Origin of the sequence: Klebsiella sp. GW_Kp181, assembly GCF_040062315.1 — a bacterium.
In the GTDB taxonomy this organism is placed as follows: domain Bacteria; phylum Pseudomonadota; class Gammaproteobacteria; order Enterobacterales; family Enterobacteriaceae; genus Klebsiella; species Klebsiella oxytoca.
The window spans coordinates 1-26719 of sequence record NZ_JBEAFR010000053.1 but is presented as its reverse complement, the minus strand read 5'-3'; the positions used below and the strand labels follow the sequence as shown (position 1 = coordinate 26719).

The window sequence follows — 26719 nt, the reverse complement described above, 5'->3', positions numbered from 1 at the left end:
CTGTCGCCCCGCTCGCGCTGCGCGAGCGGGGGAACGTCGCAGTCGTTAACCGTGGCTCACTAAGCGTGGCGAGGATTCATTCTTGCCGCGCTGCATCACCCGATGCAGCACTTCCGCTTCCAGTTCGGCCAGCTTCGCCGAGCCGGTGCGCCGCGGACGGGGGATGTCCACCAGCAGATCCAGACCTATTTTTCCCTCTTCTATCAGCAATACGCGATCGGCCATCGCCACCGCCTCGCTGACGTCGTGGGTGACCAGCAGGACGGTAAAGCCATGATCCTGCCACAGAGAAACGATCAGATCCTGCATTTCCAGACGAGTCAGCGCGTCGAGTGCGCCGAGCGGCTCATCAAGCAGCAATAATCCAGGACGATGAATTAACGCACGCGCCAGCGCTACGCGCTGCTTTTGCCCGCCGGAAAGCGCTGCAGGCCATTCACCGGCGCGGTCTTCAAGGCCAACGCTCGCCAGGGCCTTAAGCGCCGCCTCACGCCACTGGCCTTTCAGCCCCAGTCCGACGTTGTCGATCACCGTTTTCCACGGCAGCAGGCGGGAATCCTGGAACATCATCCGGGTATCGTCCTGGATTTGCGCCAGCGGCGTCGAGCCCGCCAGCAGCTGGCCGCCGTTGGGCTTTTCCAGCCCTGCCAGCAGCCGCAGCAGCGTACTTTTACCGCCGCCGCTGCGACCGACCACCGCGACGAATTGCCCGGTGGGGATATGCAGATCGAGTTCATTCAGAATCGTCTTGCTGCCGTAACGCTTGCTTACGCCGTTTAACAGCAGCGGAATTCCGGGATTAAGACGCGCGGTTGTCATGCGCTGGCCTCCTGAAGGTGATAAGCCGGATTCCAGCGCAGCCAGACGCGTTCAAGGAGCTGTGCGCTGAAGTCGGCCAGTTTGCCGAGAATAGCGTAAAGAATAATGGCGACGACTACGACATCGGTCTGCAGAAATTCGCGAGCGTTCATTGCCAGATAGCCAATACCGGCGTTAGCAGAAATGGTTTCCGCAACAATCAGCGTTAACCACATCAGGCCGAGCGCAAAGCGGATACCGACCATAATTGAGGGCAGGGCGCCGGGCAGGATCACGTGACGGAACAGCGCAAAGCCCGATAAGCCATAGCTGCGAGCCATCTCTACCAGCCCTCGGTCAATGTTGCGGATGCCGTGCCAGGTGTTGATATAAATCGGGAACATCGTCCCCAGCGCCACGAGGAAAATTTTGGCGCTTTCATCAATGCCAAACCATAAAATGACCAGTGGAATCAGGGCGAGGTGCGGCACGTTACGTAGCATCTGAATAGAGGTATCCAGCAGGCGTTCTCCCCAGCGCGAGAGGCCGCTGATAAGCCCGAGAACCAAACCAATGGAGCCACCGATACTGAAACCAATAAGTGCCCGCCACGAGCTAATGGCCAGATGCTGCCATAGTTCGCCGCTGGCGGAGAGCGTCCAGAAGGCTTTGAGCACGCCTTCCGGCGACGGTAAAATCCGGGTGGAAAGCCAGCCGATGGAGGAGGCGAATTGCCAAATAATCACGCTGCCCACCGGTAAAAGCCAGGGAGCTATGCGGATGAGAAATTTTTGCGAAAGCGTCGCCATGGAGTATTCCTTATTCGCTAGCGTATTGCCCTGTTCAGGGCAATACGCTGGTCGTTAAACATGCTCAACCCGCTGTAAGGTTTTCAGCGCCGGCGCGCGGCTGCTGGGGCGATGCAGCGCCTGCCAGAAAGTTTCCAGCGCCAGGTCGAGGCGACCCTGCAGATTCGGCGTAAACTGCGGTTTATGTTGATAATCCGTGACCTGGCTATCGTCAGCAAAAACGCCGTGGAGGATCTCCTGAGCTTTCAGCGCATTGAGTACCGGTTTTAAGGCGTAATCCACCGCCAGCATATGCGCGATGGTCCCGCCGGTAGCCAGCGGCAGAACGATTTTGCCTTCCAGCGCGCGTTCCGGCAGCAGATCAAGCAGCGTCTTGAGTGCGCCTGAAAAAGAAGCCTTATAGACCGGCGTGGCAATAATCAGCCCGTCCGCGCCGGCAAGCTGTTCATTAAGCGCGTGAAGAGCGGGGTTATCGAAGCGAGCATAGAGCAGGTCTTCCGGGGCAAAATTCTGCAGGTGCCAGTGGCAAACCTCGATATCCGCCGCGGAGAGGGTCTCTCTGGCGTATTCCAGGAGCGCGCTGGAGCGGGAAGGGTAACGCGGGCTACCCGCAAGTGTTATGACTCGCATATTCTCTCCTTATAACCAAATATTTTCATTTATCTATAATTGATAACATTTAGCCGCAGTGTGACAGAGCGCTTATCTTTCCCTAAATGATTTATCCGGCGTTGGATTGTCAGAAAGCGCATAACGGAGGGGGAAAAGTAAACGTTTGCGTCGGAGATAAGATTTTTTGTCGTAGGTCAATTCCCTTTCCGGGGTGGATCGCACATAATACGCCCCCGGTTTGCACACCGGGAATCCAGGAGAGTTCATGTACTACCCCTTCGTTCGTAAAGCCCTTTTTCAGCTCGATCCTGAGCGCGCTCATGAAGTCACTTTTCAACAATTACGCCGTGTTTCGGGTACCCCGCTGGAAATGTTGGTTCGCCAGAAGGTGCCGGCTAAGCCGGTGACCTGCATGGGACTCACATTCAAGAACCCGCTGGGCCTGGCCGCCGGGCTGGACAAAAACGGCGAATGCATCGATGCCCTTGGCGCAATGGGCTTTGGTTCCATTGAAATTGGTACCGTAACGCCTCGTCCGCAGCCGGGCAACGATAAGCCAAGGATCTTCCGCCTGGTTGATGCCGAAGGTTTGATCAACCGCATGGGCTTTAATAACCATGGCGTGGATAACCTGGTAGAGAACGTAAAAAAAGCGCATTTTGACGGCATTCTGGGGATTAATATCGGTAAGAATAAAGATACCCCGGTAGAGCAAGGCAAAGATGATTACCTGATTTGTATGGAAAAAATCTACGCTTACGCCGGATATATCGCCATTAATATCTCCTCGCCGAATACCCCGGGCTTGCGTACGTTACAATACGGAGAAGCTCTCGACGATCTGCTCTCTGGTATTAAAAATAAGCAGCGTGAACTCCAGGAAAAACATCAAAAATATGTTCCGCTGGCAGTAAAGATCGCTCCGGATCTTTCCGTCGAGGAATTGATCCAGGTTGCGGACAGTTTAGTCCGACATAATATCGATGGGGTCATTGCCACCAATACCACTTTGGATCGTTCACTGGTGCAGGGAATGAAACATTGCGATGAAACCGGTGGGCTTAGCGGGCGTCCGCTGCAGCTGAAAAGTACCGAAATCATCCGTATGCTATCTGAGGAATTAAATGGCCGTCTGCCAATTATCGGCGTCGGCGGTATTGACTCAGTGATTGCCGCTCGTGAAAAGATAGCCGCCGGTGCGACTCTGGTGCAGATTTATTCCGGATTTATTTTTAAAGGTCCGCCGCTGATTAAAGAAATTGTTACCCATATCTAATCTTTTCCCCTTCTGATACTCCACCAGGGCTTTATTTATAGCCCTGGTTGTTTTATATTCCTTCATTGTTGCTTATTTAGACATTTTAGTCTTTTCTTAATTTTTGAAATATTCTGTAGCAGTTTTGCTGTTTATTGCAGATGGATGTGAAAGAGGACGGGGGTAGAAATGCGGATTAAACCTGACGATAACTGGCGCTGGTATTACGATGAAGAGCATGACCGCATGATGCTCGATCTGGCTAATGGTATGTTATTCCGATCCCGTTTTCCCCGCCGGATGCTGACGCCAGATGCCTTCGCCCCTTCCGGATTTTGCGTTGATGACGCCGCACTCTATTTTTCATTTGAAGAAAAATGCCGCGACCTTGAATTATCCAAAGAACAGCGCGCTGAATTAGTGCTCAATGCGCTGGTCGCCATTCGTTTCCTTAAGCCGCAGATGCCGAAAAGCTGGCATTTCACTACTCATCAACAGAGTTGGCAGCCCGGTACCGGTGATGCCGCTAGCGCATGGCTGAGCGATACCGGTCAGCAGGTTAATCTGTTGGTGGTTGAGCCCGGCGAAAACGCCGCGCTGTGCCTGCTAGCGCAGCCGGGACTGACGCTTGCCGGGCGAGTGATGCAGTTGGGAGACGTGATTAAAATTATGAACGACCGACTGCAGCCAGCGACCGCCGTCGCCAGCTACAGCCTGGGCCAGGCGGTTTAAGGCGCCAGCCTTACCGCGGTTTTCGGTACGCAACTGCAGCACAAAATGGTGCCATCGGCGGCGACCGCATTTTTCTTCAGCGCGCTGACTTCCCCTTCTTCCAGACGGATGCGACAGCTGCCGCAAATCCCTGCCCGGCAGGAGTAAGGAATGCGAATTCCCTGCTGTTCCAGCTGCTCCAGCAAGATCTGCTGATTATTACCGGTAAAGCTCAGTCCCTGCCACTCAATTTCCACCGTTGCGTTCTGCTGAGTCTCAGGCGCCAGCGAATTGTCGCTTTCCCCGGCGCCGTAGGCCTTCGCCGGGCCGCGGGCCAGCACTTCTAACTCATCGCCGACGCGGATCGTGCCGCTATTTCGCGCGAGCAAATTCTGGCCAAAATCAACATCGCCATTATCCAGCGCCGTGCGGAATCCCTGTAGGGTGGTTAATGGCTCACCGCCAGGGTGCTTTTGCCCACGTTCCGCGCTGACGGTTGTCAACACGCAGCGGCTGCAGGGTTTCGCGACATCAAAAACGACCTCGCCAATACGCACCACTTTCCAGGTATCTTCCTCCCAGGCGGCCGCGCCGGTCACCAGCAGATTCGGGCGAAATTGTTCTATGCTTACGCTGGCCGGACAGCGATTTTGCAGGTCCCGCAGCGAGGCCTCATTGGCCAGCAGATAGGGAAAGCCGTCGGCAAAGGAGAGGGGGACGGCATCGTGACGTTTTACCCGACGGCTAAGCTCTGGCCCCAGCCAGCGCAGCTGAACGCTGCGGTTGAAAAAACCGCTTAGCCACTGGTTCACCCCGGCCGGGGCAATCAGGGCTGTAAAATGGTTGCCCCAGACTTCGGTCGGCTCCTGCTGCACGGAGAAATCGCTGAAGCGCACGATCGCGCTACTGCCGTCCGGAGCGGTCAGATGCAGACCATCATGGAGCGGCGCGGGAGTAAACTTGACCATTTGCGGGAACTGACGAGCGGTGATAAAGGTGCCATCGGTTTCCGTCACCATAAATATACGATCGAAGGCCAGCCCGCTGATGTCTGCATAAGCGTGGCTCAGGCCAATTCCCCGCATCGATTTGACGGGATGAATAAAAAGTCGCGAAAGGGTTACCATACGCTGCCCCTGGCTTTAAAAATAAGCCTTTAACTTTATGACATGGGGCGCATATTGGCTATAATGCGCACCAATTTTCTTTTAGTAAAAGTGACGATATGAATTCTCTGTTTGCCAGTACGGCTCGTGGGCTGGAAGAGCTGTTAAAAACTGAACTGGAAGGGCTGGGCGCGGTGGACTGCCAGTTGGTCCAGGGCGGGGTCCATTTTCAGGGAGATACGCGGCTGCTGTATCAAAGCCTGATGTGGAGCCGACTGGCTTCGCGGATTATGCTGCCGCTGGGGCAGTGCAGCGTATACAGCGACCTGGATCTGTATCTTGGCGTGCAGGCCATTCCATGGACGGAGATTTTCAGCCAGGATGCCACTTTTGCCGTGCATTTTAGCGGGCTGAACGAAGAGATCCGCAACAGCCAGTATGGGGCGCTGAAGGTTAAAGATGCCATCGTCGACAGCTTTACGCGTAAGAATTTGCCGCGTCCCAACGTCGATCGCGAAAACCCCGATCTGCGCATTAACGTCTGGCTGAATAAAGAGACCGCGCATATCTCTCTGGATCTCAGCGGCGAGGGCCTGCACCTGCGCGGCTACCGCGACGGTACCGGTATGGCGCCAATCAAAGAAAACCTGGCCGCGGCGATAGTGATGCGTTCCGGCTGGGCTACCGGTACGCCGCTGCTCGATCCCATGTGCGGTTCCGGTACGCTGTTGATTGAAGCGGCGATGCTGGCGACCGATCGGGCGCCGGGTTTACACCGCGGCCATTGGGGTTTCGGCGGCTGGGCGCAGCATGATGATGCTATCTGGAAAGAGGTGAAGTCCGAAGCGCAAACCCGCGCCCGTCAGGGGCTGGCGGCGTATGAGTCGCGCTTTTACGGTTCCGACGTTGACGCCCGGGTTATCGAACGCGCGCAGCGTAACGCCCGCCGTGCCGGTATTGGCGAGCTGGTTACCTTCGAAGTGAAAGATGTTGCCCAGCTGAGCAACCCGTTGCCGAAGGGCCCTTACGGGACAGTGATTAGCAACCCTCCATACGGCGAGCGTCTGGAGAGCGAGCCGGCGCTGATTGCCCTGCATAGCCTGCTGGGGCGGATTATGAAAAACCAGTTTGGCGGCTGGAACCTGTCGCTGTTTAGCGCCTCGCCGGATCTGCTGAGCTGCCTGCAGCTGCGCGCCGATAAGCAGTTCAAAGCGAAAAACGGCCCGCTCGACTGTGTACAGAAGAATTACCACCTTGCGGAAAACGAAGGCGGCAAAACCGCGATGCTGGCGGAAGATTTCGCCAACCGCCTGCGTAAAAACCTGAAAAAATATGAGAAGTGGGCGCGCCAGGAGGGTATTGAATGCTATCGCCTGTATGATGCCGACCTCCCGGAATACAACGTCGCTATTGACCGTTACGCCGATTGGGTTGTGGTGCAGGAGTATGCGCCGCCGAAAACCGTTGACGCGCATAAAGCCCGTCAGCGTCTGTTCGATATTATTGCTGCCACCATTGCCGTGCTTGGGATTGCGCCGAATAAGCTGGTGTTGAAAACCCGCGAGCGGCAGAAAGGTAAAAATCAGTACCAGAAAATGGGCGAAAAAGGTGAATTCATTGAGGTGCAGGAGTATAACGCGCGTCTGTGGGTTAATCTGACCGACTATCTGGATACCGGGCTGTTCCTCGACCACCGTATCGCTCGCCGCATGCTGGGGCAGATGAGTAAAGGTAAAGACTTCCTCAATCTGTTCTCCTATACCGGCAGCGCCAGCGTTCACGCCGGCCTTGGCGGCGCGCGATCCACGACCACGGTTGATATGTCGCGTACCTACCTCGAATGGGCTGAGCGTAACCTGCGCCTCAATGGTTTAACCGGTCGCGCGCATCGCCTGATGCAGGCCGATGTGCTGGGCTGGCTGCGGGAGACGACCGAACAGTTCGACCTGATCTTTATCGATCCGCCCACCTTCTCCAACTCGAAGCGTATGGATGACGCCTTTGACGTTCAGCGCGACCATTTGCGCCTGATGACCGATTTAAAACGTCTGCTGCGTAAAGGCGGCACGATTATGTTCTCAAACAACAAACGCGGTTTCCGTATGGATCATGACGGGCTGGCGCAGCTGGGCCTGAAGGCGCAGGAGATTACGCAAAAAACGCTGTCTCAGGACTTTGCCCGCAACCGTCAGATTCACAACTGCTGGCTGATTACCGCAGCCTGAAAGGAATAAAGAATGTCTTTAATTAGTATGCACGGCGCCTGGCTCTCTTTCAGCGATGCGCCGCTGCTGGATAATGCTGAACTGCATATCGAAGATAACGAACGTGTCTGCCTGGTGGGGCGCAACGGCGCGGGTAAATCGACCCTGATGAAGATCCTCAACCGAGAACAAGGTCTTGATGATGGGCGCATTATCTATGAGCTGGATCTGGTTGTGGCGCGTTTGCAGCAGGATCCGCCGCGTGACGTCACCGGAACCGTGTATGACTTTGTGGCGGAAGGGATTGCTGAGCAAGCAGCATACCTTAAGGGTTATCACGATGTTTCGCAGCTGGTGATGACCGATCCGAGCGACAAGAATCTCAATGAGCTGGCGCGTCTGCAGGAACAGCTGGACAATTTAGGGCTGTGGCAGCTCGACAGTCGTATTAATGAAGTGCTGGAACAGTTGAATCTGGATCCTAACGCCGAGCTATCATCGCTCTCCGGCGGCTGGCTGCGTAAAGCGGCCCTCGGTCGCGCGCTGGTCAGCGGGCCGCGGGTGCTGCTGCTCGATGAACCGACCAACCACCTCGATATTGAAACCATCGACTGGCTGGAAGGTTTCCTGAAGATGTTTAAAGGCACCATCATCTTTATTTCGCATGACCGTTCCTTCATTCGCAATATGGCGACGCGTATTGTCGATCTCGATCGCGGCAAGCTGGTGACCTATCCGGGTAACTACGATCAGTATCTGCTGGATAAAGAAGAAGCGCTGCGCGTGGAAGAGCTACAGAACGCGGAGTTCGATCGCAAGCTGGCGCAGGAAGAAGTGTGGATCCGACAGGGGATCAAAGCGCGCCGCACCCGTAACGAAGGGCGCGTGCGGGCGTTAAAGGCCATGCGTCGCGAACGCGGCGAGCGTCGTGAAGTGATGGGCAGCGCGAAGATGCAGGTGGAAGAGGCCGCGCGTTCGGGCAAGATTGTGTTCGAAATGGAGAACGTCAACTACCAGGTTGATGGCAAGGTGCTGGTTAAAGACTTCACCGCCCAAATCCAGCGCGGCGACAAAATTGCGCTGATTGGCCCGAACGGCTGCGGCAAAACTACGCTGCTGAAGCTGATGCTCGGTCAGCTGCAGGCGGATAGCGGACGTATTCATGTAGGCACCAAGCTGGAAGTGGCCTACTTCGACCAGCACCGCGCGGAACTTGATCCGGATAAAACGGTGATGGACAACCTCGCGGAAGGTAAACAGGAAGTGATGGTGAACGGCAAGCCGCGCCACGTCCTGGGCTATCTGCAGGATTTTATGTTCCATCCGAAACGCGCGATGACGCCGGTGCGTGCGCTATCGGGCGGCGAGCGCAACCGTCTGCTATTGGCGCGTCTGTTCCTTAAGCCCAGTAACCTGTTGATTCTCGACGAACCGACAAACGATCTGGATGTCGAAACCCTCGAACTGCTGGAAGAACTTGTCGACGGCTATCAGGGAACCGTGATGCTGGTTAGCCACGACCGTCAGTTTGTCGATAATACGGTAACAGAGTGTTGGATCTTTGAAGGCGCAGGGCAAATTGGCCAATACGTTGGCGGCTATCATGACGCCCGCGGTCAGCAAGCGCAGTACCTCGCGCGTAAGCAGCCGGTTTCCAAAAAGAGTGTTGAAGTTGCTCAACCGAAAGCAGAAAGTGTCAAACGTGCTGCCAGCAAACTAAGCTATAACCTGCAGCGCGAGCTGGAACAGCTGCCGCAGAAGCTGGAAGAACTGGAAGCCCAGCTGCAGAATTTGCAAGAGCAGGTTGCCGACCCTTCTTTCTTTGGTCAGTCGCATGACCATACGCAGCAGGTACTGGCGCAGCTGAGTGAAGCGGAGCAGGCGCTGGAAGCCGCCTTCGAACGCTGGGAATATCTTGAAGGGCTAAAAAACGGCGCATAAGCTGAGGAGTTTTCATGTGCGATCATCATCATGCTGCGCGGCATATTCTGTGCCGACAATGTGATCTGCTGGTGGCTTTGCCGCAGCTGGAGCATCGCCAGAAAGCTGCATGTCCGCGCTGCGGAACGACATTGACAACGTCATGGGACGCGCCACGGCAGCGTCCTACCGCGTATGCGCTGGTCGCGTTGTTCATGTTGCTGCTGGCCAATTTGTTTCCCTTCATCTATATGAAGGTCGGGGGGATTAGCAGCGAAATTGAATTGCTGGAAATCCCGAACGTCCTCTTCACCGAGGACTATGCCAGCCTCGGTACGTTCTTTTTGCTTTTCGTCCAGCTGGTGCCGGCTTTCTGTCTGGTCACTATACTCCTGCTGGTCAACCGGGTGCGCATGCCATCCGGGCTGAAAGCGTTTCTGGCGCGTATCCTGTTTCATCTTAAAACCTGGGGAATGGCGGAAATCTTTCTCGCCGGGGTACTGGTCAGCTTCGTTAAGCTGATGGCCTATGGCGATATTGGCGTTGGCCTGAGCTTTGTCCCGTGGTGTATGTTCTGCGTATTACAGCTGCGGACGTTCCAGTGCGTAGATCGCCGCTGGCTGTGGGATGATATTGCGCCAATGCCGGCTATCAAGCAGCCGCTGAAAGTTGGCGTGTCTGGACTGCGTCAGGGGCTGCGTTCATGCTCATGCTGTACAGCGGTGTTGCCGATTGATGAGGCCGTCTGTCCGCGCTGTCATACAAAGGGGACTGCCCGGCGTAAAAACAGCCTGCAGTGGACGCTGGCGCTGTTAATGACTTCGCTAATCCTTTATATGCCCGCCAATATTCTGCCGATCATGATTACCGATCTGCTTGGCGATAAAATGCCTTCCACCATTATGGCGGGGGTGATCCTGCTGTGGAGCGAAGGATCTTATCCAGTGGCGATGGTGATATTCATCGCCAGTATTATGGTGCCAACCTTAAAAATGATCGCCATTGGCTGGCTCTGCTGGAACGCCAGCGGCAGGGGAGATCGCGACTCAGAGCGCATGCATCTGATTTATGAAGTCGTCGAGTTTGTTGGCCGCTGGTCAATGATTGATGTGTTTGTCATCGCAGTCCTCTCCGCTCTGGTGCGCATAGGTGGGTTAATGAATATCTATCCGGCGATAGGGGCGGTGATGTTTGCGCTGGTGGTAGTGATGACAATGTTTTCGGCCATGACCTTTGACCCGCGTTTGTTGTGGGATCGTGAGCCAGATTCAAGCCATGAGGAAAGACTGCAGCATGGAAAATAAGAGCGGAGAAGCGAAGGTGCAAAAGGTGAAGAACTGGTCACCGGTGTGGATCTTCCCGATAGTGACGGCGCTAATTGGCGCCTGGATTCTTTTTTACCACTATAGCCACCAGGGGCCGGAAGTGACCCTGATCACAACCAACGCCGAAGGCATTGAAGGGGGAAAGACCCGCATTAAAAGCCGCAGCGTTGACGTCGGCGTGATTGAAAGCGCAACGCTGACGGACGACCTGACTCACGTGGAGGTTAAAGCCCGACTGAATTCTGGCATGGAAAAACTGCTTCATCAGGATTCGGTTTTTTGGGTGGTTAAGCCGCAGGTTGGTCGTGAAGGTATCAGCGGCCTCGGCACACTATTGTCCGGCGCCTATATCGAACTGCAGCCGGGGACTAAAGGCTCTGTCCCTGCGCAGTATCCACTGCTGGATTCACCGCCGCTGGCCTCACCCGATGCGAAAGGCATTCGTATTCTACTGGAAAGTAGCAAAGCGGGTCAGCTGTCACCCGGCGACCCGGTGCTTTTCCGCGGCTATCGTGTAGGTTCGGTGGAAACCAGCACCTTCGATGCGCAAAAACGCAATATCACCTATCAGCTGTTTATTAGCGCGCCTAACGATCGGCTGGTCACTAATAACGTGCGTTTCTGGAAGGATAGCGGTATTGCGGTGGATCTGACCGCGGCCGGCATGCGCGTTGAGATGGGATCGCTGTCGACGCTGTTTGGCGGCGGCGTCAGCTTTGATATCCCTGAAGGACTCCCGCTAGGGGAACCGGTGGCGAATAAAACCGAATATCATCTGTTTGACGATCAACGCAGCATTCAGGACTCGGTGTTCACTCAACACATTGACTACGTAATGTTCTTTAAAGATTCGATTCGCGGTCTGCAGCCCGGCGCGCCGGTTGAATTCCGCGGTATCCGTCTTGGGACCGTAGGCAAGGTACCGTTCTTTATTCCAGGCCTGAAGCAGAACATAAACGACGATTACCGTATCCCGGTAGAAGTGCGAATTGAGCCGGAACGTCTGATCAATCAGTTAGGCGCCGATCCTGACATTCGTAAGCATATCGATGATCTAATGAATCGCGGGCTGCGCGGTTCGCTTAAAACCGGCAATCTGGTGACCGGCGCGCTGTATATCGATCTCGACTTCTATCCGAAAGCTCCTGCGCGCGGCAAGATCCAGGAATTTGGCGGTTATCCGATTATTCCGACCGTAAGCGGTGGTCTGGCGCAGATCCAGCAGCGCCTGATGGATGCGCTGGATAAGATTAATAATCTGCCAATTAATCCACTGCTGGAGCAGGCAACCAGTACGCTGGCGCAAAGTGAAAAAACCATGCAGCACGTACAGGCGACGCTCGACAGTCTGAATAAGATCACCTCAAGTCAGTCTATGCAGCAGCTGCCGGGTGATATGCAGAGTACGCTACGTGAACTTAATCGTAGTATGCAGGGCTTCCAGCCTGGCTCCGCGGCTTACAATAAGATGGTTGCGGATATGCAGCGTCTTGACCAGGTGCTGCGCGAACTGCAGCCGGTACTGAAAACGCTTAATGATAAGAGCAATGCGCTGGTATTTGAGGCGAAGGATAAAAAAGATCCGCAGCCGAAGGGAGCGAAATAATGAAGAAATGGCTAATAGCGGCGGCGGTATGCGCGTTGACGGCATGCAGCAGCGGCGGTGAGAGTAAAACTTACTACCAGCTTCCCGTGGCTCAGGGCGGCGCGCAAAGCGCCGCACACCAGAGCAAAAATTTGCTTTGGGTCGAGCAGGTCAGTATTCCGGATTATCTTGCCGGTAACGGGGTGGTCTATCAGACCACCGATGTTCAGTATGTGATTGCAAATAACAATCTGTGGGCGAGTCCGCTCGATCAGCAGCTAAGAACGACGCTGGTGGCGAACCTTAGCAATCAGCTTCCCGGCTGGGTCGTGGCTTCTCAACCGCTGGGTAGCGAGCAGGATACCCTAAACGTATCCGTCAGCGGTTTTCACGGTCGTTACGATGGTCGGGTTATCGTTAGCGGTGAGTGGTTACTGAAGCATCAGGGACAGCTGATTAAGCGGCCATTCCATATCGAGCTCAAGCAACAAGAAGATGGCTACGATGCGATGGTGAAAACGCTAGCTCAGGCCTGGACTCAGGAAGCGGCGGCGATTGCCAGCGAGATTAACCGCTTGCCATAAGTAAAATTAATAAGAAAAAAAGCCGCGGCGAAAATGAAAATCGCAGCGGCTTTTTTATTTGCCTCATCAGATTGTTACTTGTGCTGGTTCACAGTTTTTGTACAAATGAAGTTTCATGTAGCTCACAAATATGACAATGGCGTGAATTTTGCGCATTGACGCTATCCCCGATTCGCGGTATTCGTTAACCGTGGTTGCGTATTTAGTGACCATTGTTTTCTTTTCCACCAGATCAAAGAATGAGGGAAACGAGGCATGAAGAGACAAAAACGAGATCGCCTGGAACGGGCACATCAGCGTGGGTACCAGGCCGGTATTACCGGAAGGTCGAAGGAAATGTGTCCTTACCAGACCTTAAACCAGAGGTCTTATTGGCTGGGAGGCTGGCGAGAGGCCATGGAGGACAGGGTACAAATTGCCTGACTGTCTCTTTAAAAAGAAGCCTCCGCTGCGCGGGGGCTTCGCCGTTTATAAGCGTGACTGCTTATATCAGAATGAGGAAGTGTCCTGGAACAGGCCCACTTTCAGATCGGTTGCGGTGTAGATCAGACGATCGTCAACCAGCACTTCACCATCCGCCAGGCCCATAATCAAACGACGATTTATCACGCGTTTGAAATGAATGCGGTAGGTTACTTTCTTCGCCGTTGGCAGTACCTGGCCGGTGAGCTTGACTTCACCTACGCCTAACGCACGACCTTTACCCTCGCCACCTAACCAGCCCAGGTAGAAGCCCACCAGCTGCCACATGGCATCCAGACCCAGACAGCCCGGCATTACCGGGTCACCAATGAAGTGGCAACCGAAGAACCACAGATCCGGGTTAATATCGAGTTCTGCCTCGACATAACCTTTGTCATAGTTACCACCGGTTTCGGTCATTTTGATGACGCGGTCCATCATCAGCATATTTGGCGCCGGCAGTTGAGGGCCTTTCGCGCCAAATAGTTCACCACGACCGGAGGCAAGAAGGTCTTCTTTTGTATAGGATTCGCGTTTATCTACCATGTTTTCAGTAAGCCTTATTTTGAGTTCGGGACGCAGGATAGCTAACACGTGTAAGCTGAACAAGTCCGATCAGTTCGAACCTGAACCGCCTAACCAGCGTAGCGGCCACGGAAAGCGATGACGACTCTCTTGCTGTGTCGCCTGCGCAATCCGCTCCTGTATGGTTTGCCGTAAAGTTTGTCCTTCGCCGTCCCAGAGTAACTGGGTCAGAATGGGCAGCGCTTCGGTTACGTCATCGACCGCCCAGATAAAGAACTGTTCATCCGCAACCGCCTGTTGCAGCTCCTGCGCCAGGCTCAGATGACGAACGTTGGCGGAAGGAATAATGACGCCTTGTTTACCGGTCAGCCCACGCTGCTGACAAATAGCAAAGAAGCCTTCAATTTTCTCATTGAGCCCGCCTACCGGCTGTACGCGACCAAACTGATCGACCGAGCCGGTAATGGCGATACTTTGATTAATCGGCACATTGGCCAGAGAGCTGATTAAGGCGCACAGTTCGGCCATGGATGCACTGTCGCCATCCACTTCACTGTACGACTGTTCGAAGGTCAAAGATGCGGTGAAGGGGAGCTGTTGTTCAAGCTCCAGCTCGGACATCAGGAATGCCTGCATAATCATCATGCCTTTCGCATGAATATTGCCACCCAGTTCCGCCTTGCGCTCAACATCAATAAATTCACCGTCGCCAATATGCACGACGCAGCTGATACGAGAAGGCTCGCCAAACGCGCGCGGATGGCCCGGAAACTCGATGACTGAGAGGGCGTTGATCTGCCCTACGCATTCGCCTTCCGTCTCGATCAGGATTTGCTCCTGCAGGATTTCATCCTGGATGCGTTCGGCAAGATAGCCTTCGCGCCACAGACGACGCTCAAGCATGGTTTGCATCTCTTCGGCGCTAATCTCGTCACCTTCACAGAAGGCGGTGGCTTCGCGAAGCTGGCGGGCGATCCACAGTATGCACAGGGGCAAGGTTTCCTGGTCACCGGTATAGCGAGCGCCTTCCTGAATCAACAGCGGCCAGGCGGTAGCGGACAGCCCCGGAAGTTCGAGCCGCTGGGCATTTTGCCAGACCCATTGACACCACTGCTTAAGCGTCTCTGCATCAGCGATTTGCAGGTTATCTTCATATTCGCTGTAGATAGCCTGAGCAGAAAGCTCGGGCTCCATCTCCTGAAAATCAGCAAGAGATTCCCGCTCGCCGACCAGGATCACTTTCAGGCTCAAAGGCATAGAGGGAATGCTCACCGGAAGAGGGCGAGACTCATCAAATGACAGCCAGTCAAAACGCTGGCGAGCCACCATATTTTTTAGCCGCATCCATAGCAGAGGCTGAGCCAGTAAGGCCCGCAAGGAGAGGATCAGTACGCCGCCATTAGCCCGATGGACAAGACCCGGTTGTAAAGCGATCTCGCCGTTAAACTGGCGCACGCAGCCAAATAGCTGCTCCGCTTCGACCCAATCTGCCGCTTCGACCGGCGCGACGCTTGCGAAATTATCTTCAGCGGTTTGCGCCGGCGAGAGCGAGATTTTTCCGCCATCAATCTGATAGCGTACTCCGCAGAGGGATTCCGGCGGTTGATGTAAAGTACGAGTTTCGTTAGCGAGCCATTGCAGGTACTCCGGCTCTTCCGGAATTTTAACCAGCATAAATGGCGAAATGGCTGGAGTGACCAGAAGCTGCTCCAGGGCATAGAATAAACGGGGTTGCAGTTCGCCTGAGAGGGATGCCTCTGCGTGAGCTAAGTCGGCTTGTGCAAACAGCGCCTGATAACTTTCCGTATCAGGAGCGAGGTCGTTTCGGGTAAGTTTCGTAATGGTCAAAGTCGCTGTTTTTTAGTCAGATGTAAAACGCGCGATTATACATTATGCGGCGTCTGAGCACACGGGGGATTGCGATTGTCACGGCGATCGGCCATCTACCAACATCACGAAAGATGATTTATTCTCAGCACATCGAGAAAAAACTGATATCCTGAAATGAGTTACACGGTCACATTGAGATCGCAATGAAATATCAACAACTGGAAAATCTCGAAAGCGGCTGGAAATGGACATATCTGGTAAAAAAGCATCGGGAAGGTGAGCTTATTACCCGCTACATTGAAGCCAGCGCTGCGCAGGCCGCGGTCGATCTATTATTGACGCTTGAAAATGAACCCGTGCTGGTGAATACCTGGATTGAGCATCATATCAACCCAGAGCTGGTTAACCGCATGAAGCAGACGATCCGCGCGCGACGCAAACGTCATTTTAACGCGGAGCATCAGCATACGCGTAAAAAGTCTATCGATCTGGAGTTTATGGTCTGGCAACGCCTCGCCGGTCTGGCTCAAAGACGGGGTAAAACGCTGTCGGAAACCATTGTGCAGTTGATTGAGGATGCTGAGCATAAAGAGAAGTATGCCAGCAAGATGTCGAGCCTGAAGCATGATTTGCAGGTGCTGCTAGGTAAAGAGTAGCAATTGGGGCGAGGGTATAAGCGCCTCAACGTTCTGCAGCTTTGACTTTGATGACAGCAGTTGAAGCAAAAAAAACCCCGCATCGCGGGGTTTTTTATTAACGAGATAACTTAAGCCTGCGGCTGAGTTACAACGTCTTTGTAGCCTTTAACTTCGATTTCTACGCGACGGTCCGGCGCCAGGCAGTCGATCAGAGCTGCGCGTGCTTTCACGTTGTCACAGGTGTTGCCAGTAACCGGGTTGGATTCACCCATACCGCGAGCGGAGATTTTGCTGGCCGGGATACCTTTAGATACCAGGTAATCAACAACGGACTGAGCACGTTTCTCAGACAGCTGCTGGTTGTAGGCATCGGAACCGATACGGTCGGTGTAGCCCAGAACAACTGCGGAACCGTCTTTCGGATCCATGTTGCTCAGCTGGGTGTACAGCTGATCCAGAGCCTGCTGACCTTCTGGTTTCAGAGTAGATTTGTTGAAGTTGAACAGAACGTCAGACTTCAGGGTGAAGTGCTTGGTAGTCACTTCCGGAGCCGGAGCCGGAGCCGGAGCTACAACCGGAGCAACATCTTCCTGACCGAAACGGTAGGAAACACCCAGGCTCAGCATGCCGTTATCAGGACGGGTACCAACGGTGCCTGCGTCGCCGATGTTGTTAACCCACTGGTATTCCAGACGGGTTGCGATGTCACGAGTAACAGCCCACTCTAAGCCACCCGCGAATACCGGGGATACGCCAGTGTCGTGTTCGCTACGGGAAACACCGGTAGAAGCGTAGTTACCTTTGGAGTCAGCGCGCCAAACCATGCCGCCCAGACGGGTATAGATGTCCAGATCGTCAGTGATTGGGTAACCCAGTTTAGCAGTCAGCTGAACGCCCTGAGCTTTGAAAGCGCCGTTGTCTACGCTGCCTTTATAAGCCATGCGGCCCAGCCAGTCGTAACCCATTTCGAAACCGAGGTACGGGTTAACCTGGTAACCACCGAACGCACCAGCACCCAGCTGATCGTTACGAACTGGACCATTGTTACCTTTGAAACCGTTACCGTAGAAACCGGTATCGTGATACTGGGACCAGCCCAGCTTACCACCTGCATACCAGGTGTTATCTTTCGGAGCGGCCTGCGCTACGGTAGCGAAGCCAGCCAGTGCCACTGCAATCGCGATAGCTGTCTTTTTCATTTTTTGCGCCTCATTATCATCCAAAATTCGCCATGAAGGTTCAGAAGACCTCACGGTTAAATCCTTCACCCGGGGCGTGACTTGTTGTTAACTGTGCTGATACATGCAGCGTAAGCCGATCACCCCTGGCGATGTAAAGTCTACAACTTAGTTAGAAACTTACAAGTGTGAACTCCGTCAGGCATATGAAAAAAAAGGGTTGTGTACGCTATGTTTAACAAATAGGGTTGGCTTGAATCGAGGCAAAAAAAGTCGCGAACCCGCATCAGACAAGCATTTTAACAAAAACGCCCGCGATGAAAGCCAATCTCAGTCGCGGGCAAAAAAAATTCCAGGATTAATCCTAAACTCAGTTAATGATACAGGTTTGAGTGAATTTTTAGCCCGGAATGTTGTCTGCCAGGCTGAGCGGTATTTCTTACCGGACGCATGATAAAGCCCATCGCGTGACCTTCTTCTGCAGCGGCAACCAGTCGTTCATGTTCCTCAACGGTGAGTTCTTCCGACAGCCAGCCAATGACCACGCTATAGTTTCCCGTGCGCAGTGAGCGAACCATTGATTCGAGCGTATTAGCAGGGGAGAGCTGACTGATTTGCATCACCTTGGATAGCGGTAAACCGGATGACTGCACCCATTCGCGACTCAGCTTCTGCTGTGGTGTCAGCCAGAGCTGCCAGCGCGACTGCTGACCAAGCTGTTGTAATAAAGGAAGCAGTAGCAGTTGCGTCATCATGGGCTGATCTTCTCGATAGACTATTTCACTGATCAGCCCGTTAGCTGGCTGTTCGGCAGCGTCATGAGAGCGACGACGTACTGAAGTAGAAGTCAGTGGTGAACGATTTGCGTGAGCTGATGTAAACATAGTCTATCCCGCCTGTGGGTTACTGTATGCATATACAGTATATGCGACAGGATGAAAGATCAACTCTATTTTCTCGTTTTCTGGATGAAATTTGTACATCTTTGGCAATGAAGACAAGCTGACAGCGTTGAGTGATGGGGTGTACAGAATGTGAATTCATCGTTGTGGTCATTTCTTCTTTAAAAAATTCCTCCCACAAATTATGACGTTAACCATTTATAAATCGCGGGTGACGCCATGCTTTATGTTCTCCGGGTTGATTAATATTAATTAAGCATTTTACCTTTCCTGCTTTTTACTTCATCAAAAGGCTATTTTCGGAAAGCTGCTCGCAAAAAAACAAGCTGAGTAAAATAAAGAGATAATTCATGTTGCTGCATAAAGGGAACTCCCTTATTTTCTTATTAGCGGATCCGTTAGCAAATTTATGTCTTATTTACATGATTAACAAAGGAATAATCATGAAGAAACTCGTATGTCTTAGGATCCATCAGTTTCGGGCATGTTTGTCTCCATTAGGAAAAATAAGCTGTCGGCCCTTATTTGGTGGCTATAGCCTGGCGATAGATAATACCGTGTTTGCCATGATGGCTGAGGGGGAGATCTATCTTCGGGTTTGTGAGCAGAGTGCGCAGTATCGCGTGGCGCATAAAAACCCGCTGTTGAAGATGCAGAAGAATGGTCGTCTGGTTGCGCTTAAGTACTATCATATAGATGAAGGGCTTTGGCGTGACAGCAAAATGCTTTTTCATTTATCAGCGCTATCATTACAGACCGCTCGTAATGAAAAACATCGGCAGCGACATTCCGGAAGATTAAAGAATCTTCCAAATATTAGTTTTCACATGGAGCTCCAGTTGATTAATTCAGGTATCAAAGATGAATTAACGCTGCGAAAAATTGGCGCGAAAGAAGCCTGGCTCAGACTACGAAAAATGAATAAAGCGCTAACGGTAAACGTCCTTTATTCATTAGAGGGAGCTATTGCGGGCGTGCATGCGGCCACGCTCCCGACGCAACAGCGTCAGGAGCTTGAGGAGTGGGCGGCGGTACAGGTACAGGAGATGGAGGCCTACTCAGGTTGAATCTCAACCTGTCGCTGTAGCCGACAAATTTCTGGCAGTAGCGCCAGCAGCAGTCCAATTTGCTGCAGAACTAAAGGCTCTTTGCTGTCGGCGCGAGGGTCAAGATGTTGGATCCGGGTCTGCAGGCTTGCTAAAGCCTGCTGTACCCGTAGTTCATCGGCTGGCGAATGGTGCAGCGCGTCATCCACATAACACACGGCATCGTCCAGCAGCGCCAGAATATCTGGCGTTGTCAGCTTTTCCCTGTGGGCTCCCAGAGCAGAGATATAGCTGGTAAAGGTATGGTTCAGGCAGAGCAAACGAAAAGCAGTTTCCCGCGTTTGTGAGCCCGCTTTGGGTTCTGTTGATAAGTTTGATACGACAGAGGCCAGTTCGCTATCCCGGTTATGCGCGGCTCTGCGTGCAACACGATAGGCCAGGCGGTTGTCGCGCCCCTGGTGATATTGCTCAAGAATGGCATCTAAATATCGGCAGTTGGCATTGATTGCTTGCTCGAGCACTCGAGGGAGATTGCGGAATTTCCAGTCCGGCCAAATAAAACTCACTGCGGCCCAGGCGATAGCGCAGCCAATCAGAGTGTCGAATATGCGCGGTAGGGCAACTTCGAAACCTTCTCCCAGGAGGTTAAAACAGAGCAAGACAAGGAGCGTAATGAACATTGTCGCGTGGGCGTACTGCACATTACGGAAAGCGAAGAACAGCACGCCGGTCAGGACAATCAAAAGCAGCTGGCCTTCAACGGACGGGACGAGGAGCAGTACCGGCAGGCCGATGGCCACACCGATCAAGGTCCCGATTATCCTTAACGCCAGCCGATGGCGAGTGGCGTTATAGTTTGGCTGACAAACAAACAGGCTGGTCAGTAATATCCAGTAGCCATGGTTCAGCCCGGTCAATTGGATAAAGGCATAACCTGCGCACAGGACTATCGACATTCGAACCGCATGACGAAACAGGGCTGACTCAGGAGACATATTACTGCGCAAGCGCAGCCAGATATCGCTAAATCCGTTAGGCTGGTCGTCGGCTAACAGGTTTTCCGTACTGTGAATGGACTGTTCGGTGGTCTGGACCGATTCAATTGTCGCCAGCTGGGCGTCAATAGCCCGTAAGTTATTCAGCAAAAAACCCAGCGCTTTAATCTGTTCCGCTGGCGCGCCGCTGGCCTTAACGCGATCGAGCGCTGCGTCAAGATGCATAAAAGCGCGCTCAAAATGAGTGTCGTGCAGGTAGGGCTCGCGCAGCAGAATGGCACGCGACAGTTTCTGGCAGGCCTGCGCCTGCATTGATAGCATACGCTGAAAGCGGAACATCACATCGCTATAACGAAAATGGTCGCGTAGCGTTTGGTACTGAATATGTGATGAACTCGCACGTTCATGGATATCCTGCGCCACGAAATAGTACTGTAACGTGCGGCGAGTACCGCGCTGGCCGCGATCTCCGCGCAGACGAGTCAGCAGGGAAACTTTGGTCTGGTTCAGCGTAGTCACCAGCTGGCCGTTGGCTATTGCCAGGTCATAGAGCGGGGCCTGGCTTTCATCTTCTATATCCGGATCGAATAGCCGGGATTTAAGCTCCAGATAGCGGGCGAGCTGCTCATAGCTACGTGCCAGATTGTCCTGAAGGGGACGGATAGGGAAAATCAGATGCCCGGCGAGGGTGAGCAGGTTGTACCACACCGCGCCAGCCAGCAAAAACAGCGGCTGGAGATACCATTGGCTGTAAAGCGTTACCCCCAACATGGTGTAGATGGCAATTAATAGCGCGCCAAACGCGATAGTGGCGTAGCGTTGTCCCAGACCACCAAGCAAAATAAAGCCGATAGTGGAAACGGTTAATCCTGCCGCGAATAACCAGGGCCAGGGGAAGAGAAGCTCCACCGAGGCCGAAGCGATAAAGAAGCATACAAGGGTAATGGCCAGATTACGCAGACGTCCTGCCAGACGATCGTCCAGGTCAGTCAGCGCCGCGGCCACGACGCCAAGCGTTAAGGGGATGGTGAGTTTTACTTCGCCGAGCCACCAGGGAAATGCGGTCGTACCGCAGAGTGCGATGAATATCCTGATGTAATATAACCAGGCACTGTTCCAGGTATAGCGGCGTAGCAGGGGGCTGAGCATTTCTCTGTTCCATTCAATTACTGAAAGCGGCGACGCGCGTTGGCTTCACGCGCAGCACGAGCGGTCTCAACGGAAACGACTCGCCGGCCTACCGGCCACAAAGCAATCGCGGCGATTTTAAAATTGGCGATGCCTACCGGAATGCCGATGATGGTCAGACACTGGGCGATCCCACAAAAGATATGCATCAGGCACAACCACCAGCCGAAGAAAATAAACCATAAAATATTCAACAACGTTCCGCCCGCGTTAAGCAGGCTATTCTTTCCCTGAGGGTCGAGTTCATCAACATGAATGGCTTCATTACCATAGGGAAGGAGAGAGAGTTTTGTTATCTCCCAGCAGGAGCGGGTGAGAGGCAGCGTAAAAATCAGTACTATGCTGACCAGCGTCGCCAGAAGCCAGCCGAGCGTGGTGGCGAATCCGCCAAGGATAAAGTTTAAAATATTCAGAACGGTACGCATAAACCCTCGGTTTAATTCTGTAGATAATAAGGTCCGGCCATTGTAGCGTTTTTTACGCTGGAGCACCCGGTCGCTGGCGGTTAAACTTAAAAACATCCAACCTGATTGAAATTCGACATTATATGGAACTCAGAGCGACAACATTGGGCAAACGCATGGCTCAACACCCTTATGACAGGGTGCAACTTCTTAATGCCGGAGTAAAGGTTTCCGGTGATAGCCATGAATATCTTATACCTTTCAATCAGTTATTATCTATTCATTGCAAGCGTGGGCTAGTGTGGGGAGAGCTGGAATTTATCCTCCCGGGCGAGAAAGTTGTGCGATTGCATGGTACCGAATGGACCGAAACTCAGCGTTTTTACCATTATCTGAATGCTCTCTGGCAGCAGTGGAGCGCGGAAATGAGCGAGATTTCCGCCGATCTGCTGCGCCAGCAGTTGGCTGATGTGGCGCGTTCAAGCGCCGAGGGTAAATGGTTGACGCGTCAGCAGGTGTCCGATATTCAGCAGAAAATTCGCCATGCCCTTAGCGGGCTCCCCGTGCCGACAAGCCGCCTTGAGGGATTTGAAAACTGCCGTGAATTATGGCGGCAGTGCCAGAGTTGGTTGGGGGATACGGAAAAGGCCAGGCTTGAGCATAACCAAAAATTTACTGAATCAATGCTGGAACAATATCGGGGATTTTTTGCTGCAGTTGAATCATCGCCGCTGAATCCGGCTCAGGCGCGCGCCGTGGTGAACGGCGAGCGTTCATTGCTGGTACTGGCAGGGGCCGGAAGCGGTAAAACCTCTGTTTTAGTGGCGCGAGCAGGTTGGCTATTGACCCGGGGCGAAGCGGCAGCTGAGCAAATTTTGCTGCTGGCTTTTGGTCGACAGGCCGCGCAGGAGATGGATGAGCGCATTCGCGAACGCCTCGGAACCGACGAGATCTCCGCGCGCACTTTTCATGCTCTGGCTTTGCATATTATTCAGCAGGGCAGTAAAAAAGCGCCGATGATTAGCAAGCTGGAAAACGACAGCGCTGCGCGGCAAAAACTTCTGCTCGAAAGCTGGCAGCAGCAGTGTCAGGAGAAAAAAGCGCAGGCGAAAGGCTGGCGACTGTGGCTGGAGGAAGAAATGGGCTGGCCGATCCCTGAAGGGGATTTCTGGCAGGATAAAAAGCTGCAGCGCCGCATCGCCAGCCGCCTCGATCGCTGGGTAAGCCTGATGCGCATGCATGGCGGCTCGCAGGCTGAGATGATTGCCGGGGCGCCTGAGGAGGTACGCGATCTTTTTAGTAAACGCGTCAAGCTGATGGCCCCTTTACTAAAAGCCTGGAAAACGGCGTTAAAAGATGAAAATGCCGTCGACTTCTCCGGTCTGATTCATCAGGCGATAAATATTCTCGATAAAGGCCGCTTTGTCAGTCCGTGGAAGCATATTCTGGTGGATGAATTTCAGGATATCTCTCCGCAGCGGGCGTCACTACTCGCCGCGTTACGTCGACAAAATACGCAGACCACGCTGTTTGCCGTTGGCGATGACTGGCAGGCTATCTATCGTTTTAGCGGTGCTCAACTCTCTTTGACGACGGCTTTTAATCACTATTTTGGCGAAGGGGATTGTTGCGCGCTGGATACGACCTACCGATTTAATAGCCGGATAGGCGAGGTCGCAAACGGATTTATCCAGCAAAACCCGCATCAGTTGACGAAACCACTCAACAGTCTGATTGCAGGCGACAAAAAAGCGGTGACGTTGTTAGCGGAGGATAAACTCGACGATCTGCTCGATAAAATGAGCGGTTACGTCAAGCGGGAACAGCGGATCTTGCTGTTAGCGCGTTACCATCATTTGAAGCCAGCGGCGCTGGAAAAGGCTGCAACACGCTGGCCCCATCTTCAGCTCGATTTCATGACTATTCATGCCAGCAAAGGGCAGCAAGCAGATTACGTCATTATCCTTGGTCTTCAGGACGGTGATGATGCATTTCCGGCTTCGGCGCGTGAGTCGATTATGGAGCAGGCACTGCTACCACAACCGGAGGATTTTGCCGATGCTGAAGAGAGACGTTTGCTGTATGTCGCACTTACGCGCGCGCGTCTGCGGGTCTGGTTGTTGTTTAATAAAGAGCAGCCGTCACCGTTTGTTGATATGTTGAAGGCGCTGGACGTGCCGGTTGCGAGAAAGCCGTAATGACTGGCGGCGAGGCCGCCAGCGTGGTTTATTTCAGACGCTCAGCGAGATAACGCTGGTAATCAGGAATCAAAATATCGACCGGATCGCTGAAGTGGGGAGACTGGATGATAAAGTCGGCGGTCGAAACATTCGTTGCAACGGGAATATTCCACACCGTTGCCAGACGGAGTAACGCTTTAACATCAGGGTCATGCGGCACCGCATTCAGCGGGTCCCAGAAAAAAATCAAAACATCAATTTTACCTTCTGATATCAGGGCTCCTACCTGCTGGTCGCCGCCCATTGGGCCGCTCAGCATAGCGTGCACCTCCAGCCCGGTTGCGCGTGATACCAGATTACCGGTTGTACCTGTTGCCGATAGCGTATGTTGTGCCAGAAGCTGCTGGTGGCGCTCTACCCATTTCATCAGCATATCTTTACAGTGATCGTGAGCAACCAGCGCAATATGTTTACGTGCTGGCAGTGTACGTATTGTTAGTTCCATCATTTCATTCCGCATTTTGGCCTGCAGACAGATTACTGGAAGTGTCTGCTGCTGCAAGCATCGGGATGAAAAAATTTGACGCATCTGTGGGTTAGCACTAATGCTGGTTTATTCGGATTAGCATACACTTGGGCTAAATAGCAGGAGGATGATGATGAAAGAGAACGATATCGCAGGTATTCTGACCTCGACCCGGACTATCGCCCTGGTGGGGGCAAGCGACAAACCCGATCGCCCAAGCTATCGGGTGATGAAGTACCTTCTGGAGCAGGGATATCACGTCATTCCGGTTTCTCCTAAGGTTGCGGGTACTACGCTGCTGGGGCAAAAAGGATATGCCACGCTGGCCGAGGTGCCGGAAAAAGTGGACATGGTTGATGTCTTCCGCAACTCAGAAGCAGCCTGGGGCGTTGCCCAGGAAGCGGTGGCTATCGGTGCTAAAACTTTGTGGCTACAGCTAGGGGTCATCAATGAACAAGCGGCAGTGCTCGCCCGAGATGCCGGTCTAAACGTGGTGATGGATCGCTGTCCGGCGATAGAAATTCCGCGATTAGGATTAGCCCGCTAAACCTAAAACCCCGCTTGACGGGGTTTTTTATTATGCATATGCATTAATTTATTTGTAGGTAGTATTTTAATTAAAACTACATCGAAACGTTTCTTTAATTTCCGGTAACTCACATTAACTTTGTGGGTTTAAAAGACTCTCTCTGAATTCCCTCTTGCTTATTAATAAATTTCCTCATTCACAAACAATTTATTTTTATAAGTAAACCATTATAAATATAATGGATATTGCTTAAAATTTACTTTAAACTTTAAATTATTTTTTGCTTTTTCTTGTATGATTTTTTTGAGAGATATCACAGATATTTTTCGATTATCATAAAAATAGCGGTTTAACGCTATTAGAAAAGTATTATCCATGACTTTATCTTTATTGTAATAACCGTGAGTAACCGTTTTAATTATCTCTTTTATTAACATCTCAAAATGTAAGCTCATTATTTTAACGTTATGTAATATAAGAGGTTTATATTATTTCAGGATGTGAATAGAATGTTTTCCCTCTCCTTGCGGGACTGCAAGTTCTGGTATATCTAATAAGATGCCTAATTAAGAATTATCTCATACCTCTGACTGCGTCTTCATTTCAAGGGTGTAACCTGATGAAAAATATAAATGTGACAGTGAAAGAAACAGGTGTTGAATACACCATTGATGGCAATCTAATTAATCTCAATACGCAGTCAGTGGTTCTCCTGCACGTCAAGCGTGAAGATATTAGCTCGTATACCCGGCAAGGTAATGATCTGGTTCTAAAACTCCACAACGGCGATACCGTTACTATTAAAAACTTTTTCGTTGTGGATGAGCATGGACAGCACAGTGATTTGGTGCTCATGGATGATGAGACCGGCGCACTATGGTGGCTGGAAGGTGCGGGTACCGATGGGGCCCACTATTCGCTGATTAGCGATCTCTCAGAAGTCATCGCCTCCGGAGGCGCAGGGCAAAGTATTGCCGGATGGGTAATGGCGGGCGCGGCTTTGCTGGGTATTGCGGCAATGTTTGCTGGTACCTCAAATAAAGATCACCACTCTTCGATTTCAGAAACTGACTCAGATGCGGACAGTGACTCGGACTCCGACAGTGACTCGGATGCTGACGGCGATTCGGATGCGGACAGCGATTCTGACGCTGACAGCGACTCGGATAGCGACAGCGATTCAGATTCCGACAGTGACTCGGACTCTGACAGCGATGCCGATTCAGACAGCGATGCGGACTCCGACAGCGATTCGGATTCCGACAGCGATTCGGATTCTGACAGTGACTCGGACTCTGACAGCGACTCGGATTCTGACAGCGACTCGGATTCTGACAGCGACTCGGATTCTGACAGCGACTCGGACTCAGACAGCGACTCCGAATCTGACAGTGACTCCGAATCAGA

24 protein-coding genes are annotated in these 26719 nt (G+C 52.7%); 13 read left to right on the top strand and 11 right to left on the bottom strand.

The genetic code is table 11. The annotated features are described in order from the left end of the window. Positions 1-45: 45 nt before the first annotated feature. Genes ssuB through ssuE form a run of 3 tightly spaced genes read right to left on the bottom strand, consistent with a single transcriptional unit; the run spans position 46 to position 2237 of the window. Positions 46-819 carry an aliphatic sulfonates ABC transporter ATP-binding protein gene (ssuB, locus tag ABLV11_RS11265; protein WP_016808054.1) on the bottom strand — a complete coding sequence of 258 codons (774 nt, stop codon included), beginning with the start codon at positions 817-819 and terminating at the stop codon, positions 46-48. Continuing rightward, positions 816-1607, bottom strand: coding sequence for an aliphatic sulfonate ABC transporter permease SsuC (gene ssuC, locus ABLV11_RS11260; RefSeq protein ID WP_004100742.1), 792 nt, complete (start codon positions 1605-1607; stop codon positions 816-818). The genes ssuB and ssuC overlap by 4 nt, the downstream gene beginning before the upstream one ends. 54 nt (positions 1608-1661) lie before the next feature. Beyond that, entirely contained in the window at positions 1662-2237 is a 576-nt protein-coding gene (gene ssuE / locus ABLV11_RS11255) for an NADPH-dependent FMN reductase (RefSeq protein ID WP_004100743.1), read from the bottom strand. A 247-nt stretch (positions 2238-2484) separates the two neighbouring features. On the opposite strand from ssuE, the gene pyrD reads away from it, so the two are divergent. Both pyrD and zapC read left to right on the top strand, forming a co-directional pair. Then, on the top strand, positions 2485-3495 hold the full coding sequence (pyrD, locus tag ABLV11_RS11250) for a quinone-dependent dihydroorotate dehydrogenase (RefSeq protein ID WP_004100745.1): 1011 nt from the start codon (positions 2485-2487) through the stop codon (positions 3493-3495). Between the two features lie 168 nt (positions 3496-3663). Then, complete coding sequence (gene zapC / locus ABLV11_RS11245; RefSeq protein ID WP_004100747.1) at positions 3664-4206, top strand: cell division protein ZapC; 543 nt, start codon at positions 3664-3666, stop codon at positions 4204-4206. Here the strand turns inward: zapC and ABLV11_RS11240 are convergent. After that, a complete protein-coding gene (locus ABLV11_RS11240; RefSeq protein WP_126488876.1) occupies positions 4203-5312 on the bottom strand; it encodes a YcbX family protein in 1110 nt (369 codons plus the stop codon). The genes zapC and ABLV11_RS11240 overlap by 4 nt on opposite strands. A 98-nt stretch (positions 5313-5410) precedes the next feature. Between ABLV11_RS11240 and rlmKL the strand changes: the two genes are divergently transcribed. The 6 genes from rlmKL (at position 5411) to rmf (ending at position 13332) form a co-directional block, all read left to right on the top strand. Continuing rightward, entirely contained in the window at positions 5411-7516 is a 2106-nt protein-coding gene (rlmKL, locus tag ABLV11_RS11235) for a bifunctional 23S rRNA (guanine(2069)-N(7))-methyltransferase RlmK/23S rRNA (guanine(2445)-N(2))-methyltransferase RlmL (RefSeq protein ID WP_004100749.1), read from the top strand. A gap of 12 nt (positions 7517-7528) precedes the next feature. Continuing rightward, a complete protein-coding gene (locus ABLV11_RS11230) occupies positions 7529-9436 on the top strand; it encodes an ABC transporter ATP-binding protein (protein ID WP_004100750.1) in 1908 nt (635 codons plus the stop codon). Between the two features lie 14 nt (positions 9437-9450). After that, the gene (gene pqiA / locus ABLV11_RS11225) at positions 9451-10719 is read left to right on the top strand and encodes a membrane integrity-associated transporter subunit PqiA (protein WP_004100751.1); all 1269 of its coding nucleotides are present in this window, start codon (positions 9451-9453) and stop codon (positions 10717-10719) included. Then, a complete protein-coding gene (gene pqiB, locus ABLV11_RS11220; RefSeq protein ID WP_105890003.1) occupies positions 10709-12346 on the top strand; it encodes an intermembrane transport protein PqiB in 1638 nt (545 codons plus the stop codon). Before pqiA ends, pqiB begins: the two co-directional genes overlap by 11 nt. After that, a complete protein-coding gene (gene pqiC / locus ABLV11_RS11215; RefSeq protein WP_004100758.1) occupies positions 12346-12909 on the top strand; it encodes a membrane integrity-associated transporter subunit PqiC in 564 nt (187 codons plus the stop codon). Before pqiB ends, pqiC begins: the two co-directional genes overlap by 1 nt. A gap of 255 nt (positions 12910-13164) precedes the next feature. Then, on the top strand, positions 13165-13332 hold the full coding sequence (rmf, locus tag ABLV11_RS11210; protein WP_004100764.1) for a ribosome modulation factor: 168 nt from the start codon (positions 13165-13167) through the stop codon (positions 13330-13332). A 66-nt stretch (positions 13333-13398) separates the two neighbouring features. Here the strand turns inward: rmf and fabA are convergent, their stop codons facing one another. Together fabA and ABLV11_RS11200 are read right to left on the bottom strand one after the other, a co-directional pair. Continuing rightward, positions 13399-13917, bottom strand: a complete 519-nt coding sequence (gene fabA, locus ABLV11_RS11205) for a bifunctional 3-hydroxydecanoyl-ACP dehydratase/trans-2-decenoyl-ACP isomerase (RefSeq protein ID WP_004100765.1) — start codon at positions 13915-13917, stop codon at positions 13399-13401. Between the two features lie 69 nt (positions 13918-13986). Beyond that, on the bottom strand, positions 13987-15744 hold the full coding sequence (locus tag ABLV11_RS11200; RefSeq protein WP_016808048.1) for a Lon protease family protein: 1758 nt from the start codon (positions 15742-15744) through the stop codon (positions 13987-13989). Positions 15745-15929: 185 nt separating this feature from the next. On the opposite strand from ABLV11_RS11200, the gene matP reads away from it, so the two are divergent. After that, entirely contained in the window at positions 15930-16382 is a 453-nt protein-coding gene (matP, locus tag ABLV11_RS11195) for a macrodomain Ter protein MatP (protein ID WP_004100768.1), read from the top strand. Between the two features lie 110 nt (positions 16383-16492). Here the strand turns inward: matP and ompA are convergent, their stop codons facing one another. Both ompA and sulA read right to left on the bottom strand, forming a co-directional pair. After that, the gene (gene ompA / locus ABLV11_RS11190) at positions 16493-17563 is read right to left on the bottom strand and encodes a porin OmpA (RefSeq protein WP_004100770.1); all 1071 of its coding nucleotides are present in this window, start codon (positions 17561-17563) and stop codon (positions 16493-16495) included. Between the two features lie 353 nt (positions 17564-17916). Then, entirely contained in the window at positions 17917-18426 is a 510-nt protein-coding gene (gene sulA / locus ABLV11_RS11185; protein WP_024273980.1) for an SOS-induced cell division inhibitor SulA, read from the bottom strand. A gap of 461 nt (positions 18427-18887) precedes the next feature. On the opposite strand from sulA, the gene ABLV11_RS11180 reads away from it, so the two are divergent. Then, positions 18888-19511 (top strand): TfoX/Sxy family DNA transformation protein, encoded by a 624-nt coding sequence (locus tag ABLV11_RS11180; protein WP_004100775.1) that lies wholly within the window; start codon positions 18888-18890, stop codon positions 19509-19511. On the opposite strand, the gene yccS is transcribed toward ABLV11_RS11180, so the two are convergent. Further along, positions 19499-21634 (bottom strand): YccS family putative transporter, encoded by a 2136-nt coding sequence (gene yccS, locus ABLV11_RS11175; RefSeq protein WP_105890006.1) that lies wholly within the window; start codon positions 21632-21634, stop codon positions 19499-19501. The genes ABLV11_RS11180 and yccS overlap by 13 nt on opposite strands. 17 nt (positions 21635-21651) lie before the next feature. Then, positions 21652-22098 (bottom strand): YccF domain-containing protein, encoded by a 447-nt coding sequence (locus tag ABLV11_RS11170; protein ID WP_004100782.1) that lies wholly within the window; start codon positions 22096-22098, stop codon positions 21652-21654. Positions 22099-22220: 122 nt separating this feature from the next. Here ABLV11_RS11170 and helD point away from each other — a divergent pair, with 122 nt between their 5' ends. Then, positions 22221-24275: a DNA helicase IV gene (gene helD / locus ABLV11_RS11165; protein WP_105890007.1), complete on the top strand. Its 2055-nt coding sequence runs from the start codon at positions 22221-22223 to the stop codon at positions 24273-24275. Positions 24276-24303: 28 nt separating this feature from the next. Here helD and mgsA read toward each other — a convergent pair whose 3' ends face one another. Continuing rightward, positions 24304-24762 carry a methylglyoxal synthase gene (gene mgsA / locus ABLV11_RS11160; RefSeq protein WP_126489704.1) on the bottom strand — a complete coding sequence of 153 codons (459 nt, stop codon included), beginning with the start codon at positions 24760-24762 and terminating at the stop codon, positions 24304-24306. A 154-nt stretch (positions 24763-24916) separates the two neighbouring features. Between mgsA and ABLV11_RS11155 the strand changes: the two genes are divergently transcribed. Further along, a complete protein-coding gene (locus ABLV11_RS11155; RefSeq protein ID WP_004100789.1) occupies positions 24917-25330 on the top strand; it encodes a CoA-binding protein in 414 nt (137 codons plus the stop codon). Between the two features lie 601 nt (positions 25331-25931). Further along, positions 25932-26719: BapA prefix-like domain-containing protein (locus ABLV11_RS11150; RefSeq protein ID WP_348855312.1), on the top strand; the 788-nt coding region annotated here is incomplete at its 3' end.

Coding starts and splice junctions, on each gene's coding strand:
- ssuB (WP_016808054.1), bottom strand. CDS start 819: ATGACAACCGCGCGTCTTAATCCCGGAATTCCGCTGCTGTTAAACGGC.
- pyrD (WP_004100745.1), top strand. CDS start 2,485: ATGTACTACCCCTTCGTTCGTAAAGCCCTTTTTCAGCTCGATCCTGAG.
- rlmKL (WP_004100749.1), top strand. CDS start 5,411: ATGAATTCTCTGTTTGCCAGTACGGCTCGTGGGCTGGAAGAGCTGTTA.
- ABLV11_RS11240 (WP_126488876.1), bottom strand. CDS start 5,312: ATGGTAACCCTTTCGCGACTTTTTATTCATCCCGTCAAATCGATGCGG.
- ABLV11_RS11180 (WP_004100775.1), top strand. CDS start 18,888: ATGAAGAAACTCGTATGTCTTAGGATCCATCAGTTTCGGGCATGTTTG.
- fabA (WP_004100765.1), bottom strand. CDS start 13,917: ATGGTAGATAAACGCGAATCCTATACAAAAGAAGACCTTCTTGCCTCC.
- matP (WP_004100768.1), top strand. CDS start 15,930: ATGAAATATCAACAACTGGAAAATCTCGAAAGCGGCTGGAAATGGACA.
- zapC (WP_004100747.1), top strand. CDS start 3,664: ATGCGGATTAAACCTGACGATAACTGGCGCTGGTATTACGATGAAGAG.
- yccS (WP_105890006.1), bottom strand. CDS start 21,634: ATGCTCAGCCCCCTGCTACGCCGCTATACCTGGAACAGTGCCTGGTTA.
- pqiC (WP_004100758.1), top strand. CDS start 12,346: ATGAAGAAATGGCTAATAGCGGCGGCGGTATGCGCGTTGACGGCATGC.
- ssuC (WP_004100742.1), bottom strand. CDS start 1,607: ATGGCGACGCTTTCGCAAAAATTTCTCATCCGCATAGCTCCCTGGCTT.
- rmf (WP_004100764.1), top strand. CDS start 13,165: ATGAAGAGACAAAAACGAGATCGCCTGGAACGGGCACATCAGCGTGGG.
- helD (WP_105890007.1), top strand. CDS start 22,221: ATGGAACTCAGAGCGACAACATTGGGCAAACGCATGGCTCAACACCCT.
- ABLV11_RS11170 (WP_004100782.1), bottom strand. CDS start 22,098: ATGCGTACCGTTCTGAATATTTTAAACTTTATCCTTGGCGGATTCGCC.
- ssuE (WP_004100743.1), bottom strand. CDS start 2,237: ATGCGAGTCATAACACTTGCGGGTAGCCCGCGTTACCCTTCCCGCTCC.
- ompA (WP_004100770.1), bottom strand. CDS start 17,563: ATGAAAAAGACAGCTATCGCGATTGCAGTGGCACTGGCTGGCTTCGCT.
- mgsA (WP_126489704.1), bottom strand. CDS start 24,762: ATGGAACTAACAATACGTACACTGCCAGCACGTAAACATATTGCGCTG.
- pqiA (WP_004100751.1), top strand. CDS start 9,451: ATGTGCGATCATCATCATGCTGCGCGGCATATTCTGTGCCGACAATGT.
- pqiB (WP_105890003.1), top strand. CDS start 10,709: ATGGAAAATAAGAGCGGAGAAGCGAAGGTGCAAAAGGTGAAGAACTGG.
- ABLV11_RS11230 (WP_004100750.1), top strand. CDS start 7,529: ATGTCTTTAATTAGTATGCACGGCGCCTGGCTCTCTTTCAGCGATGCG.
- sulA (WP_024273980.1), bottom strand. CDS start 18,426: ATGTTTACATCAGCTCACGCAAATCGTTCACCACTGACTTCTACTTCA.
- ABLV11_RS11155 (WP_004100789.1), top strand. CDS start 24,917: ATGAAAGAGAACGATATCGCAGGTATTCTGACCTCGACCCGGACTATC.